General features: G+C 38.3%; 13 protein-coding genes and 1 pseudogene. All 14 read right to left on the bottom strand.

From position 1 onward, the window contains the following. Positions 1-10: 10 nt before the first annotated feature. The 14 genes and pseudogenes from HG267_RS30835 to HG267_RS30775 all read right to left on the bottom strand — a co-directional run bounded on the left by HG267_RS30835 (position 11) and on the right by HG267_RS30775 (position 16,293). Positions 11-439, bottom strand: coding sequence for a hypothetical protein (locus HG267_RS30835; protein ID WP_045873050.1), 429 nt, complete (start codon positions 437-439; stop codon positions 11-13). 21 nt (positions 440-460) lie between these two features. Next, complete coding sequence (locus tag HG267_RS30830) at positions 461-2,350, bottom strand: phage tail protein (protein WP_045873051.1); 1,890 nt, start codon at positions 2,348-2,350, stop codon at positions 461-463. After that, positions 2,332-3,294, bottom strand: coding sequence for a baseplate protein J (locus tag HG267_RS30825; protein ID WP_045873052.1), 963 nt, complete (start codon positions 3,292-3,294; stop codon positions 2,332-2,334). The genes HG267_RS30830 and HG267_RS30825 overlap by 19 nt, the downstream gene beginning before the upstream one ends. Positions 3,295-3,297: 3 nt before the next feature. Further along, complete coding sequence (locus tag HG267_RS30820) at positions 3,298-6,885, bottom strand: baseplate J/gp47 family protein (protein WP_045873053.1); 3,588 nt, start codon at positions 6,883-6,885, stop codon at positions 3,298-3,300. Between the two features lie 6 nt (positions 6,886-6,891). Next, positions 6,892-7,278: a GPW/gp25 family protein gene (locus HG267_RS30815; protein ID WP_045873054.1), complete on the bottom strand. Its 387-nt coding sequence runs from the start codon at positions 7,276-7,278 to the stop codon at positions 6,892-6,894. Beyond that, complete coding sequence (locus tag HG267_RS30810) at positions 7,278-7,985, bottom strand: phage baseplate assembly protein V (RefSeq protein ID WP_045873055.1); 708 nt, start codon at positions 7,983-7,985, stop codon at positions 7,278-7,280. Before HG267_RS30810 ends, HG267_RS30815 begins: the two co-directional genes overlap by 1 nt. Then, positions 7,982-9,049, bottom strand: coding sequence for a phage late control D family protein (locus tag HG267_RS30805; RefSeq protein WP_045873056.1), 1,068 nt, complete (start codon positions 9,047-9,049; stop codon positions 7,982-7,984). The genes HG267_RS30810 and HG267_RS30805 overlap by 4 nt, the downstream gene beginning before the upstream one ends. 12 nt (positions 9,050-9,061) lie before the next feature. Beyond that, positions 9,062-9,742: a LysM peptidoglycan-binding domain-containing protein gene (locus tag HG267_RS30800; RefSeq protein WP_045873057.1), complete on the bottom strand. Its 681-nt coding sequence runs from the start codon at positions 9,740-9,742 to the stop codon at positions 9,062-9,064. After that, positions 9,733-13,251: a hypothetical protein gene (locus HG267_RS30795; RefSeq protein ID WP_045873058.1), complete on the bottom strand. Its 3,519-nt coding sequence runs from the start codon at positions 13,249-13,251 to the stop codon at positions 9,733-9,735. The genes HG267_RS30800 and HG267_RS30795 overlap by 10 nt, the downstream gene beginning before the upstream one ends. A 125-nt stretch (positions 13,252-13,376) precedes the next feature. Further along, positions 13,377-13,844 (bottom strand): phage tail protein, encoded by a 468-nt coding sequence (locus tag HG267_RS30790; RefSeq protein ID WP_045873059.1) that lies wholly within the window; start codon positions 13,842-13,844, stop codon positions 13,377-13,379. 252 nt (positions 13,845-14,096) lie between these two features. Further along, positions 14,097-14,243, bottom strand: a pseudogene (locus HG267_RS41790) (DUF6760 family protein); the annotation flags it as partial. 17 nt (positions 14,244-14,260) lie between these two features. After that, entirely contained in the window at positions 14,261-14,623 is a 363-nt protein-coding gene (locus tag HG267_RS30785; protein WP_045873060.1) for a hypothetical protein, read from the bottom strand. Between the two features lie 11 nt (positions 14,624-14,634). After that, positions 14,635-15,078, bottom strand: coding sequence for a phage tail protein (locus HG267_RS30780; RefSeq protein WP_045873061.1), 444 nt, complete (start codon positions 15,076-15,078; stop codon positions 14,635-14,637). 24 nt (positions 15,079-15,102) lie between these two features. Next, positions 15,103-16,293 (bottom strand): phage tail sheath family protein, encoded by a 1,191-nt coding sequence (locus HG267_RS30775; RefSeq protein WP_045873062.1) that lies wholly within the window; start codon positions 16,291-16,293, stop codon positions 15,103-15,105. Between the last annotated feature and the right edge of the window lie 16 nt (positions 16,294-16,309).

Raw genomic sequence — 16,309 nt, 5'->3', positions numbered from 1 at the left:
CTAACTTAAGTTATGTGCCTTTAACTCGAAAGTTAGTAGTGACAAAACTACCAGTACCGGAATATTGGGGAGTAGCATCAGGAACTGGCCCGCCTGGGGTTGGCTGTTGTGCAGGAACAACAACCTGAAACTTAGCTTTAAATGTACCTCCTTTGAGTAAAACAGGTTTCCCATTCGATTTGGTTCTTTGAGCTTTTTGATTGGGAGCAAGAGAATCTATCGAAAGGATACCCACACCAGGGATAGGATGTGATGGAGTCATATAAGGACAACCAGGAACAATAACGGTTTTTTCATCCCCATCAACACACACCATTTTTTTATTAATCATGTCTTTACTAGAACCCACAATATTACCCGGAATTACAGTGACAATTGCTTGTCCAAATGGTGGGTTAAACATAGCTATATCGCCTGTAGTTAAAATAAAATCAGACATAAAATTTGAGGTTTAATATAATTAATCTACCCAAGCTTCTTCTTGAATTGTGGAAGCTCGCAGCATTTGGGGAGTGACTCTACCAATGATAGTATTACCTGCAACTTCACCCTGATTATTCAAGTGACACATTTCTAGTACATTGGCTCTGGGACTGAGATTAAAATCTGCTTGGAGAATTACTTGAGACACAGGATGTCGATTAAGATTAAAGTTAAGTTTGATAGTAATGTTTCCTGCTACTTGACAGTCATTAATATTAGATAAAACTACATAAAACCCTTGGGGATTATCGAGAAATCGCTGATAGCTTACTTGGTGTGTAGCTCTGATTCCTTGAGCAGAAAATTCCAAATTGGGCATGAAGGGTCTAAAGGATGAAGTACAGGATTGAATTCGTAATACTAATAACCTGGCTATTTTTTCACCTTCATGTTCAGCTATACCTCTAAGTTCAACAATTGCTTCTATTTCTATTTTCTTTTTAACAGGGGAATCAAATAATTGAAATCGGTAAATTCTCTCTAACCATTGAGAATTTGTCACCAAACGCATGGTTGCACCTACTTCCGTACCCAAACGGGTATTACCAATTTTGTATTCTTGATGGTGACGGTAAATTTTCAATTGGGAATCATCCGTACCTGTGGGAATTTGTAGTGATTCTCCGACTTGGTTACCTAAACGAGTATTTCCCTCCATTCTGTCTAATAATGGTCGAGGTTTGTAAATTCGCAATCTTGCATCATGAACTAAGCGCATGGTTTGACCGACTTTAGAACCAAGGCGAGTATTACCATCTATCCATTTGATTTGTTGTTGATAAATGTTCAATGGTGGTTCTGCTTGCAAGCGCACTGTTTGCTCTGGATCGGAGTCAAGGCGAGTATTTCCTGGCATTAACTCCAATTGATTGAAGGGGCGATAAATTCTTAAATTAGGTTCTAAATTAAAAGGTAGAGAATCAAATATATTCAGAGAATATTGTTGGTGATTCAGATTAAAGTTAAGTTGAACAGTAATTTTGCCAGTGAGTTGGCGATCGCTCAAATTTGAGAGGGCAATAAAAAAGCCATCAGGATTACCAGTAAATTGGTGATAAAATACCGTTTGCTTGACAACTGGCCCTAGTTGGCTACCATTAGGTTCTAATGGCAAATTCTTGCCTTGAATGCGGATTAATATTTGCTGTTCTAGGCTATCTCCTTCTGGATAATCATCTAATTGAATCTTTGCCTCAATCTGCATTTTCTGTTGAGGCGGAGCGTCAAATAAAATAAACGGATAACAACCTCCCCATGCTTGGGTAATTTGCATGGTGAGTGTTAAAATTCTGAGCGCATAATAAGTATGGGCAGGTTTTTCTTGGTCGATAATTCCTTTAGCAATGCGGAATTCACGCCAATACCTTTCTGGGTGAATAACTTGGTTACTGGGTAAAGCTAGTTGGACTTGAAAATAATGAGGTTTTTGATCAAATTCAAAAATCGAAATTGTTCGTTCTGGATAGCTCAAACCGGAACTTTCTAAATAAATTTCCAGCATTTTTTTCATACCCGGAACAGTTCCCCGAATTTGATATAGGGGAACTATTTGGCTAATAAACTGACGTTTGGTTTTCTCATCCCAATCATCCCGCAAACTCAAAGCTACCCAACCAGCCAGCCAAGGTAAAAATTCGGCTGGGGTTTGTTGGGGGTCAAAATATGTATGAATTTGCGAAATCAGCGTTTCTAAACCCCACAAAGTTGGTGTATTGTGATCAACAATCTGGGGAGAAAATTGGGTTTCTGCTTCCGGAATACCAGAGAGAATACCTTCAAATGCCAGTAAAAACTTGCCTAAAAATGGATCTGTTTCTAAATAAGCAGGGAGATATTCTAAATAACTACTTAGTTGTGGCTTTGCCATTTGTCTCCTAAACGTTGCATAGTAGTAATTTGACCAATTTCTACCTTGACTAATTCATGTGGTTGTAAGGCGATCGCAATGAGTTGATTTTGCTCATTAACTCTCTGACGATATTCTGCAAAATCAGTTACTTGAATTGCTTCCACATAATCAACCCCTGCCATATCATCTAATAATTCATATAGTTCAGAAATATAAATATCTCTGCCAAAAGGATAACCTTGATTTCGCCAATAATCTGGGTGAGGGAAAGGATTAAAAAAGCCTTCAATACGTTGAGTTACTTCGGCTTTAACTGCTCGGAAATCCCCACTATCTCTTAAATATAAGATGGCAGAAACTTTGATATGTACATAGTTCGGTTCAACAATGTGCAGGCGAGTACTCAAGAGTCGTCTTTGATTGAGAAATCGCTTGAGAGTTTTTCTGATATTTTCACTATCAGGACTATTAACTTTTGGCAATACCACTAAGCTAATATGTGCTTCTACTACTTGATTAATATCTGAGTTTTCTAAATCGCGTTCTGGTAAACAATTTACCCGCGCCATAATCGCCGCTTCTCCCAAAGCTTGAGCGGTTCTAGTTTGCAACCAATCAAATAATATGAGTTGCTCAAAATCGTTCGCCGTCACAGCTCGATAGCGTTGCCGTATTTGTGCTAATGTTGTTTGGATTTCTGCTTGCAAAGATTTGCTATCGGATAAAGTCCAGGGTTTTCCTTTGAGCAGAGTTAAAAAAGCAGCTTGGTTGCGATCGGGAATTTGATTGGTGCGATACAGCACCATTTCCGTTAACCATGCCAACAATTCAATCAGAATAATACCCGTATCTGAGGGGTTGTGGTCTGTCCATTCTGGGGCTTCGCTGGGAATGAGAGCGATCGCATCTGCGACTAAATCTGCATAGGTGCGATCATCTAAATTAGGTAAAGGTAAAGGCATAGTTTAATCTGCATCCGTAGGTAATTTTAAAGTGACGATGTGCTGACCTGAGTAAATCAGGGTTTGGATATCAATTACTGCATCAGCAGGTTGAATATCTAAGGCGCGGACATAACTCACCCCTGGGACTTTTTCAATCACAGCATAGAGATCGGAATGATGAGGTTTGCGTCCAAAACTCCATCCTTGTTGGCGATCGCCTCCCGTGAGCGGATGGAGAAAACTATGTAGGCGATCGCTGACTGCGACTCTCACAGCATCGGCATTTTCTACAGCAACAGGCACAATTTCGGTAATTACTGTAATTTCCTGCCATTTCGGGCCAGATACCAGCAGTTTCATTGTAGGAACAAACCGAGCTCGCAAATATGTCTCCACACGATTAAGTAAAGCTAGTGTAGGTGTCGGCTGGCGTTCTTGACCGTGGGGAACGATAATTGCTAAGACTCGACCACCGCGAATTTCGTGCTGAAACACTCGGATATCATTACCCTCAATCACTTTCTCTGGTGTACCATCAGGCTGCAGCCATAATTCTTCTAGCAAGGGGTTGTAATCAGAAAACATCATTTCTGGGGTGATGATTTTCACCCTAGCGATATCTATAGATGATTCATAGACCAAATCCTCAAAATCCTGGGCTGTGACAGCACGGTTGCGGTGACGCAGACGTTGGGGCGATCGCTCTTTGAGCTTATCTAAGGATTCTTGCTCGTTTCCACCTGTAGCGGCTTCCCAGTTAATGACGCTGTCAATATAAGGGATAGTGGTTTTGAGTTCTATAATCGTTTGGGCAAGACGATTACCTCTCACACCCCCTCCAGTACAATACTTACTCAGCCGAATATTGTTACGTCCCCGTGGGGGAATCATCCCCGCTTGTCCATCACCAAAATAAATTTTCCCGGCTTGGCGATCAACCACATAGTGACGATCTTGTGCTTGAGAACTATAAAAATCTGGTACTTCTTGCCAAGGTACCCAAACTTCTAATAACCTACCTGTTTCATCTTCAATAGATGTAATAATTCCCGATGCTTGTTCAATAATTTTGCGCTCTTCTTCTGGAGGAAATCGCCCTTCTTGAACTTCCAATTGTTGCCCCAAAAGAATCGGTGATTGGGTGGTAGTAAATACTTGTCTTGGCTCGTTATTACTAGAACCTAAAATTTCTTGTTCTAAAGTAATAGTTTGACTAGCCCAAATCGTATTAGTCCGAACAGAACGCAGCCTTGGCGGTACAGTAAAATCAGCAGAAGCGGCTAATTTAGCACCAAAATAGCGCATAAAGCTGTATAGTCTGAACTGTTGAAATCCTAATGCCCAGGTAAAAAAATAAAGCAAAGCCAAGGGCAAACTTTCCCAATCATTTGGCTGTTTTCTCGCCCTAACCCAATAGAGTTCTTTACCAAAATATGGCGTTCCAATCAAGTCTGTAGGGCCGATAAATTGAATTAACCCTTTCTCAGCAAAGGCTTGGGTTTCATCCTTGACAACTAAAGGTTGCCAACCGTTCGGACTAGCATATTCCCAAGCTATTCTTTGCAAATTAATATCAGTTTGTCCCCGATAAGTATTGGGAGTAACTTCTTCTTGTTTTGGTGGTTCGACTTGGAAATAAAGACTATTAGGACGATTCGGAAATGCTTGATTAAATCCTAAATAAAGTGCAGATTGGCGATGCAGTTGCGGCGTTAAGGGATGAAAACAACGGCTGACTTTGTTTCCGCGTTGATGCTCAAAATTGACTGGTTTGGTAAAGATCAGCAAGTTGCGATCGCGATCAATTAGCTCAATTTGCAGTTTCTCCGGATGTTGATCGTCAAATTTGACAAACTCCCCGATTTTAAACTGGCTCGCATCATCAACATAAATAATATTCTCCCCTGGTTGAGCAGTTTGCCATAATCTCACATATAAAGGACTACCTTCACAATAAATAAAATCATTGTAAGCATAATAAATAGCAGGTTTTTCTAAAAGAACTTTATAAGTTATAGTTACTGATTGGAGGGCAGGCGGTTCAAAGGTATCAGGGGTGTTTTCCGCCATAATAAATTTGCTTAAAACCCGACTTCCGGCTGGATATGCATTCCGCGTTTTATTCTCTAAAATTAATTTTTTTTCTGCCTCGACTTTGCCAATAATTTTTATTTCTTCTTGCAGAGTTTGCGTACCTGATGATTGCAGCCGAATAATATCATCAATTGCCAATTCATCTACACTGTCAACATAGATTTCTAATTGTCCAGTAGCAATATTTTGGGCAACGAGAGTAACATCGTTGTAAACAACATATTTTCTTTCTCTACCTTTTCTCCCATAAAGACCGTTAGTAATTCTGGCACGTAGCCAATAATGATTTTCTGATTGATTATCTAAACTCACTTCAGGTAAAGTTTGGGGAAAAGAAAATGTAGCTGATGTACTACTTTCGATAAACTTTATAGGTGATGAATTCCGATTCCATCTAAATTTATTTTTACTAGTTGTTTTTTCAATAAGTTGCCAATTTTGATTATTGCCGATTTCCCAAGTAATTTCTAAATCTTCTGTATAACTAGGTTGCCGACTTAAATTAGTATTAATTAAGATAGCTACACCAGGTTTAATAAATTCATCATTGAGAGGAATTGCAAAAGTATCATTATGTATAGGTGCGAGTCCAAAAGGATGAAAATCTTTACTTAAATCTAGAGAAATATTGTTAAATAAACAAATTTTTGGTGTTTCAGTCTGATTCAGGCTAACACTGATATTAATTTGGGTAATTTCCGGTAAATTATCCCGTCTATAGGGTGTTAAAGTAGCTTGTAGCCATTGAGCTTTTTGCCCGTTAATTTCTACAGGCAGCAATTTAGGTAATTGATTAAAAGTAATAATTAATTGTGATTGATTTTCTTGGGTTTGAACATTAGTTAAGGGTTGCCATTGTTTTTTATCCCAATAAGACCAAATATGTAGTAATTCTTTGAGTTTGAGCGCACTTTCTGGGCTATCCGTATCAATGGTAATAGTAACAGTTGTTAATTCTGGGATGCTAAAAATTTCTGCACAACATAAATAAAGATAATGCTCGACTGGTTGAGAGCCACGAAAAGCTAAAAATGGTTCGTTGAGGTGAGATGTAGCAGCAATACTATGTTGAGTGCGATCGCTATAGTAATCTCTGTCTTCAACGACAAACATTGCTTGTAGTTTTGTCCCGCTTACCAGCAAATCTTGTTCGGTTTCAAAAATTACCTCTTCTTTTTCACCTTCTAGAGGTGGTGCAGAGATTTGCGTGTGCGCTGGAACCAGAGCATCCACAGGGCTACCCTCAGCTAAACTAAAGGTGAGAGGGACTCTGGCTGGCTGGGGTGGAGTTTGTTGAGTACCGATGAGATTCAGAAAAGCCAGCAAATTGCGATCGGGGACACGATTTAGGCGATCGCTTACCACTTTAGCCATGCGGCTAAATATGCGAATTAAAGCTAAACCTGCATTTGGCTGATGGAAATCTTTGAGCGTATATTTCTCTGCTAAAGCTTGGGTTTGTTCAACCAAGTCTTGATAGCTGCGGCGATCAATTTTGGGTGGAGGAATAGACATAGTTACCTACTGTAAATAGAACGGATAGACGAGATTAAAGGCATTATTCGTGGTACGAACTTGGTAATTAATGGAAATATGCAGCACATTAGGTTGAGAGGGACGAGACAGCACATCAATATCTAAAACATCGATGCGGGCTTCCCACTCCACCAAAGCCGATCGCACATCGCTAATGATTTCACCCACTGTTCCGGCGTTGTTAGGTGCAAAAACGCGATCGTGAATTCGACAACCAAAATTAGGACGCATCACACGTTCCCCTCTAGCGGTGCTGAGAATCGCCCAAATTGATTGACGAACGCAATCTTCATACTTCGCCATATCCATTTTTCCCTGCTGATTAAAATTCACAGGGTAAGTCCAACCTACGCCTAAAAAATCAATATCCATTACATCACCTCTAAGGCTCCATTATTGACTTTTACCCCCGCAGCACAATTAATTTCCATACCAGATTTAGCAGCAAATTCACCTTTAGATTTAGCTTGAATACTACAATTTGAACCAGCTTCAATTTTGCATTCTTGTTGAGTTTTAATTTCTAAGTTTTTACATTCTATAGACATATCTTTATCGGTGCTTTTGATGGTAATTTTACCCTTGGCTTCAATGTTGAGGTCTTCCTCTACTTGAATACTCATGGAATTTTTTTCGCAATCAATGGTAATTTTGTTTTTACCACTTTTATCTTGGATAATAATTTGTTCTTTATCTTTAGTATCATCGAAAACAATTTGATGGCCGCTGCGGGATTTAATCATGCGTTTATTATTCTTCCCGTCATCATTTTTTAACGGTGGTTTATCTTTGCCATTCCACAAACTACCTAAAATATAAGGAAAGGCAATATCCCCATGTTCAAAAGCCACTAGAACTTCGTCATCTACTTCGGGTAAAAAGTAAAATCCCCTATCTTCTCCCGCCATTGGAGTAAGTACCCTCGCCCAAGCACTTTCATCTTCACCAGAGAGCCAGGGAAATTTTACCTTAATTCTGCCGACTCCATCCGGGTCTTTAATGTTAGTAACCACAGCAATTGTTACACCATAAAAGCGCACATTCCGGTCATCGGGCATTAATAAATCTAGTCCAATCATGCGGCAGTTCTCCTAGCAGTAAATGAGGTATTATAACCCTGTCCCTCTGAATACTTATGTTCGGTTGAGGTAACATAATAAAGTCCACTAAATCGCTTACCTACGCCAGTCACCTCAATGACTTTAGCTATGCGTAAAGTAGGATTACCTCCACAAGCACCTTCAGCAGTAATATAAGCGATCGCCATATCTTTAAACTGTCCTAAAGCTATTTGATCGGCTTCGGCTTTGCTGGCTACAGGTTGACTAACTACTGTAGAAACAGATTTACCAAAGCTTTCTACAGCCTTAGGGCCAGTAGTTTTCCCACCCATTTTACTTCCCTCTTTACCCGCAGCAGCTTTACCCATTACTTCTTCTTTATCTTTTGGTATCCACCCACGAACTTCAACTTCTTGGACTTGTCCCATGCTGCTCAAACGGGGTAAAAACTCACTTAAATTTTCTTCAAACTTTAACGTTAAAACTTTTTGACTATCGTTTTGTGGAGGTTGAAAATATAATGTTTTATTATCAATAACTACTTCATAACCAATACGTTCTGCACGGCTTTGGAGAAAATCCCAATCAGTTTGATTATGCTGCAAAACATATTCGTGTTTTACCTCGCTATCTTTAACTTTTGGTGTTAATCCTCTAGCTCTGGCAATTTGGCTAGCAATATCGCTATCCTTCATTTTTGTATATGATTTTGTTTGCGAACCTCGCAACAAACGGTGACGCATATCATGTCCCCTTACCACTAATATGGGTGGAGAGTTGATAGAAAATTCGGGTTCTAATCCGGTAATTTCTCCGACAATTACTGTTTTTAAGTTATTGTCATAACCCATTTGAATTTCTACTTCATTGCCAATTTCAAATAAATCATCATCCACCCAAGTTAATTTACACTTGGCTAAATCCCAACTGCTAAATTCCAAGGTAAACATACTTGGTACGTCTATATCTTCAGATACTTTCACTGAAATTAAATCAGCACTAGCATCAGCAGAAAGCTTCTGTCCTTGGATGAGGACTCTAATATTAGGAGAAAGGGTTTTTACACCACTGTAATTAGACATATTTCTGCTCCTCTAAGTTTGACTAGCAATCCGCAAAGGAGGAATTGTCAGCACTAATCCAGGCTGGATTTTGCGGGGATTATCTAAGCGATTTTCTTCAGCAATAATGCGCCATAAAGCTGAATCTCCATATTCTTCATTAGCAATACTACTCAGCGTTTCTCCGCGTTTGACAATGCGAACTGGATCGTCAATTAAATTCTCTTCTTTTTGCTGTTTTTCTGGTTCTGTCCACTCTCTAAATGTGCAATTAAGTGTGGCGCGTACAGGTGTACCATCTTCTAAAAACTGTGTCAGAGTTTTAGTGACACTTTCTAAAACACCATCGGGTAATAACACACTATCTTTTCCCCCAATGGTTCCCCAAACTAGTTTACATCGAGGTGGTCTTTTTTTACTTTGACCAATTCTCGGTTTAGTTAAGTTAAAAATTTTCTTAGTATATTGCTGTACATTATCTGGTGGTGAACCTGTGAGAGTTGTATCAAAAAATAATTGTATTGTTAAAGTTGCTAAATCGTTAGCAGGAGTAACTTTTTCTCCACTGACTCCGTTATTGTCGCTGACAGTGGTTAATTTCCAGCCAGTTTTACTAATTTGTACTTGGTTAGGATTAAACAATACTTCAAATTCATCAGCAAAATCTCCTTCACTACTTTTCTCCGCTTTAATTTTTAGTTTTTCTAGCGCCATTTTTGCTTACCTCTCCTTTCACTTTCTACAACTAATCTCCGCATAATTCTGCGTTCTACTTTTTCTACTAAAGCATCAATATTAATCTGAGGTTGCGTATTCACTCCCAAAACAGAGCTTTGGTTAGTTAAGTTAACAGGAGGAGGATGATAATTAATAGATGAATTCGCTGTAATTGTGGTTGGCGGTGAAGCATTATTATGAGCTATAGAAGTTGGTTGATGAGTGAATGAGCTTCCCTTGTCATTAGCTGTCCTACTCAAGTTTGACTGATGATTTAATTTGCTATCAATTAAATCTTTATTTTGTTTGATAGCAGATAAATTAGCTAATATTAAAGGCTCAAAATCAAGTGACTCCGGCTCGCGTTCAACTTGTACAATTGGTAAATATAATCTCTCGTTGTCAGTATGATTTTGTCTAATGTTTTCTATCTGCTCATTGATGTTTGAAAACTTGTTTTCTGAAAACCGTCTTAATAATAAAAGAGGCTGATTAGCATTTAAATTATTGCTTTTATCTCCAGACTCAAATCCTGCTATATTTTTACTCTCTAATTTTTGGTTAATGGGTTTTATATAATTATCAATAGAAGTTTCATCATTAATATGATGTTCTAAGGTTTCAGCAGCAGGAGATAGATTATTAACTAAAGGTATTTCTTGTAGTTTTGCTGATATGCTTGGTTGGTAGAGCGGCGAAACTAAAGGAAGTTCCGAATTTATATTTAAGGATGTATTCTGAGGTAATAAAGGAATTTCTTGATTTGCGCTTAAGGATGTATTCTGAGGTAAGGTTTCAGAATTAGCTTTGACCACAGGTAAACTCAAGCTAGATGCTGAACCACTATCTAACTTGCGTTGAATCGTCAATTCGCCAACTGATGAAGTTTCAATATTAGCTAAAGGTTTTTTTTGAATCGTTGGTGATGATATTTGTTCAACTAAAGGAAGTGATTGATTTGTTGTTAAGGATGTTTTCTCAGTTAATATTTCAGAATCGGCTTTAACCACAGGTAAACTCAAGCTAGATGCTGAACTGCTATCTGACTTGCGCTGAATTGTCAATTCGCCAACGGATGAACTTTCAAGATGAGCTAAAGGTTTTTTTTGAATTGTTGATGATGATATTTGTTCAACTAAGGGAAGTGATTGATTTGTAGTTAAAGATGTATTCTCAGGTAATGTTTCCGCATTGGCTTTAACCACAGGTAAACTCAAGTTAGATGATGAATTATTATCTAACTTACGCTGAATCGGAAATTCTTCAACTGATGAAGTTTCAAGATTAGTTAAAGGCTTTTTTTGAATTGTTGGTGATGATATTTGTTCAACTAAAGGAAGTGATTGATTTGCAGTTAAAGATGTATTCTGAGCTAAGGTTTCAGAATTAGCTTTAACCACAGCTAAACTCAAGCTAGATGCTGAACCACTATCTAACTTGCGTTGAATCGGAAATTCGCCAACGGATGAACTTTCAAGATGAGCTAAAGGTTTTTTTTGAATTGTTGGTGATGATATTTGTGCAACTAAAGGAAGTGATTGATTTGCAGTTAAAGATGTATTCCGAGGTAATATTTCCGAATTAGCTTTAACCACTGATAAACTTAAGCTAGATGATTCATTATCTAACTTGCGTTGAATATTCAATTCGCTAAATGATGAACTTCCAAGCTTATCTAAAGGTTTTTTTTGAATCGTTGGTGATGATATTTGTGCAACTAAAGGAAGTTCTTGGTTTGCAGTTAAGGATGTTTTCTCAGGTAATATTTCAGAATTGGCTTTAACCACAGATAAACTCAAGCTAGATGCTGAACTACTATCTGACTTGCGCTGAATTGTCAATTCTCCAACTGATGAACTTTCAAGATGAGCTAAAGGTTTTTTTTGAATCGTTGGTGATGATATTTGTGCAACTAAAGGAAGTTCTTGGTTTGCAGTTAAAGATGTTTTCTCAGGTAATATTTCAGAATTGGCTTTAACCACAGGTAAACTCAAGCTAGATGCTGAACTACTATCTGACTTGCGCTGAATCGGAAATTCTCCAACTGATGAACTTTCAAGATGAGCTAAAGGTTTTTTTTGAATCGTTGGTGATGAGATTTGTGCAACTAAAGGAAGTTCTTGGTTTGCAGTTAAAGATGTCTTCTCAGGTAAGGTTTCCGAATTGGCTTTAACCATAGGTAAACTCAAGCTAGATGATTCATTATCTAACTTGGGTTGAATCGGAAATTCGCTAAATGATGAACTTTCAAGCTTATCTAAAGGTTGTTTTTGAATCGTTGGTGATGATATTTGTGCAACTAAAGGAAGTTCTTGGTTTGTACTTAAAGATGTCTTCTCAGGTAAGGTTTCCGAATTAGCTTTAACCACAGGTAAACTTAAGCTAGATGATTCATTATCTAACTTGCGTTGAATATTAAATTCGCTAAATGATGAACTTTCAAGCTTATTTAAAGGTTGTTTTTGAATCGTTGGTGATGAGATTTTTTCAACTAAAGGAAGTGATTGATTTGTAGTTAAAGATGTATTCTCAGGTAAGGTTTCAGAATTGGCTTTAACCATAGGTAAACTCAAGCTAGATGCTGAACCACTATCTAACTTGCGTTGAATCGTCAATTCGCCAACGGATGAACTTTCAAGATGAGCTAAAGGTTTTTTTTGAATCGTTGGTGGTGATATTTGTTCAACTAAAGGAAGTGATTGATTTGTAGTTAAAGATGTATTCTCAGGTAATATTTCCGCATTGGCTTTAACCACAGGTAAACTCAAGCTAGATGCTGAACTACTATCTGACTTGCGTTGAATCGTCAATTCGCCAACGGATGAACTTTCAAGATGAGCTAAAGGTTTTTTTTGAATCGTTGGTGGTGATATTTGTTCAACTAAAGGAAGTGATTGATTTGTAGTTAAAGATGTATTCTCAGGTAATATTTCCGCATTGGCTTTAACCACAGGTAAACTCAAGCTAGATGATTCACCATCTAACTGACGCGGAATTGAAAAATTTGCAATGTCGCTACTTATTGGTAATGTATTAGATAATATTAATGATTGGGCACTATAGGGAGCCTCTTCAAGAGAATTTATTGCTGGATTTTCTGTTTTAAAAGCTAAATTAGGTAAAGAATTATCTGGTGTGACAGCTAATTGCGATCGCGGATTTTGTAAATGAGTTTCTTGAAGTGGAATTTGTTGGTTATTGTGGTTAATCTTAGAGGCTGTAAATGTAAAATTTATTGTTGGCTTTGCTACTGCTTGACTACTCTGATTCTGGTTTTGTACATAAACAATAGGTGTTGATTCTGACTCTAGATCAATAGTTGTTGACCAACGTTGCATCTGTTGAGCTAGTAAAGGTAGCCGATTCAGCATATCAGGCGATCGCTCAATAATCTTTTGAGCCATGCCATGATTAATCATGCCAGGTTTAGTCAAGCGATTATGCAACCGTTCGAGAAGTTTGGGATTAATAGATTGTTGCCATTTTTGTAAATAATTAGATGTCATTTTCGATGGTTATTTGCATTTTCATGATCATTAATAATTAGATAAAGATAGAGATAGGGCTATTTTTTAGTAATTTATTGTCTTGAATAAATTACCATCAAAACTTACTCTTATTCCCATCCTCATTAAGCTTTATACACCCCCCTATGAACTAATTCTAAGCGTTCAAAACCAACGACATTACCATTACCAGCATTCAGTTGTGGCCCATCCCAAGCTACTGGATAAGCTTTTTTAAAGTTCCATCCTATCAATTTAGACTGCTGATTATCTCGTACCATAATTGTGCCGTTCAAGAGACGAATTTTGCCCCTAGTGACATCTTCATACCACTTCCATAAATCATCCCTTTCTCCCAATCCGCGAATCAAAACTAAATTAGGATAGGTGATGTATTTAGGAAATTGATGAACGCGGTGATTCACCCCACCTTCCACATAAGTTTCCAGTTCTATTTTGCTATTTAATCCTGTCACTTCTGAAAATCCGCCTATAGTCAGTCCCTCAATTTCTACTGTAAAATTAAAAGCCATATAGGGGTCATGAGGTTCGTCTTGAGAATTCCCTCCCTTTTTTTTTTGCGATTTTGCCATAAATATCTCCTTTTAATGGAAAAAAGCCTTAAGAGAATGTTTCAAAAGTCTTGTCGTTGGTAGCAAAATGTTTTCGATCCCCCTAAATCCACGCCACTTGCTACAACGGGGGGGAACCACCGCAACACAGTGGCTCCCCTGTTTAAGGGGTACTTTGAGAAGTTTTGCCTCCCTTTTTAAGGGTTGGGGGGATCAATAATTGCTTAAAATAACAACTAACCACTTTTCAAACATCCTCTAAATCTCAAATCATTATTTACCTGACTGCTGATTAATCTGTTGATTAATTTGAGCGACTTGAGCTACCCACTGTTGTCTTTCCCAATGTTCCATATTCATTACTTGGTGATAAGACCAGTGAAAGTGATAAGAAAGATAAGCTACCTCCTCAAGTAGACGTTCTGAGGGGTAGCGAACTACTCCCCCACTGGAGAAGTTTCTACTTCAAATTCTCCGCCACAATGGGGACAAGCTACCTGAAAGCGAGTATGACCATTTTGGTTAATTCGCTGATAAAAATCTTGCAGGTAAACCAAGTCCCCAGAAAACAATTCCTCAATAATTTTGGTATTGAGTTGGTCTAAAGTACCTAGCTTAGTAATCACTCTTGCTAGCAAAATAATCACCAAATAACCAGGATTTCTCTGTACCCTGGGGTCGCGCAGAGGAGTTATCTCATCATAGGCTGTTGATAGTCGCATAACTCCTTCTCGATGAAGGTTTCCTTCTGCATCGACATAGCCATGAGGTAGGGTAAAAAGAAATTCAGTCTGGTGCATTTTTCCTCACATTAACCAACGCTGATACCTTCGTGAACAAATTCTAATGATTCAATTGCTAGTTCGCTAGCAGTAGCATTAAAATCTGGGCCGCTCCAATTGGTAGGCCAACAATTTTCTAAGTTCCAACGAATAGTTTCTTCACCTTGATCGTTAGCAAGAATAATCGAAACATTCTTCCGTTCAATTTCCTTACCATCTATCAAATCTTTGTGCCATTTCCACAGTTCATCGTTATCAGTCATTCCTCGTTTTAAACTAATATTATTAAAACTATTTAAACCAGGAACTTTTCTTTGTCCTAGAGTTTTATCAGTCCCTTCTCGATATTCTACGACTGCTCTAGTACCATTTAAGCCTGTACATTCTCTAAAGCCTGCATGGACAATGCCATCCCACTCTACCCAGAAATTATATCCAGCAAATGGATCGTGAGTATCTTTGATATTAGGCATGATAATTTCTCCTGAAGTATATTACTAAGATTCAACAGATTGGACTTCAACAAACTTCACACCGTTACTACGGTGAACTAAGGAAATCACAATAAATTCGCTAGGTGCAGTTGGTGCTAAACCGATTTCTGTTACTATTTGTCCGGTATTACGAATTTCTGCTGGGTTGGTTTCTGCGTCACATTTGACATAAAAAGCTTCCTCTGGAGTGTCTCCATGAATAGCTCCTTTTTCCCAGAGAAATTCGCAATAGACTGTTAATTCTCTAACTATCCGATCCCATAAATCGATGTTATTGGGTTCAAAGATAGCGTCAGCCAAATTACGTTCTACCCAACGTAAGACAGTAATTTTTAAGCGGCGAATATTGATATATTGCCATTCTGGATTTTGGCTTAAGGTTCGCGAACCCCAAATCCGAATTCCTCGACTTCTAAAACTACGGATGCAGTTAACTCCGGCTCCAATTTCTGCATTTAAAATTTCCCAATCGGCATCAGTAAATAAAATACTTAAATCCAATACTCCTTCTAGTAAATAATTAGCTGGAGCGCGATGAACTCCAACTTCGGCATCATTACGCGCATAAATTCCAGCAATATGACCGCAAGGAGGAATATCAGTAGAAGCATTTTCTGTTTTCAGCCAGGGAGTATAGAGAGCAGCATTATCACCAATTAACCCTTGTTGTTGCTCTTTGAGAGTCTGTATATCTTCAATATTGGAGATATTGAAAGCATCAAGGATAGCAAAGCGATCGCCCATTCGATCACAATGTTCCAGTACGGCTCTCTGCATTTCCAGCACCTCTGTGGGAGGATTCTGCATAATGTCAGGCGCACATACTAAATCGATGACATCTAGTGATTCTATAGCCTGCAATCCATTTTGCAATGCTAATAGAGAGTTATCTGGCAAATGTAAAAAATAACACAAACGACCGCCATTTTCAAAGAAACCCCGTACCGCATTAGCTAAATAACTATCAAGAAATATATGTAATTGCACATCATCTAATGGCTGAAAATACTGCACAAACTGAGTCCAGAGGGTGAGCATTTTCGGTACAGGAAGACTATGATTCAGAGAATTGTTAACCTTGGGAACACCCAAAAACACCGGAACACCCGTGAGTAAATCCTTACCTGGTAGTGAAGGAATATCCTGTAAATAGACACCAGGAGCGCTTAATTTTAGGTGTGTAGATGTCTGCATAGGTTAATCAATTTTG

Origin of the sequence: Tolypothrix sp. PCC 7601 (genome assembly GCF_025677855.1) — a bacterium.
Taxonomy (GTDB): domain Bacteria; phylum Cyanobacteriota; class Cyanobacteriia; order Cyanobacteriales; family Nostocaceae; genus Aulosira; species Aulosira diplosiphon.
The sequence above is the reverse complement of the archived record's forward strand: the minus strand, read 5'-3'. Positions and strand labels throughout refer to the sequence as shown.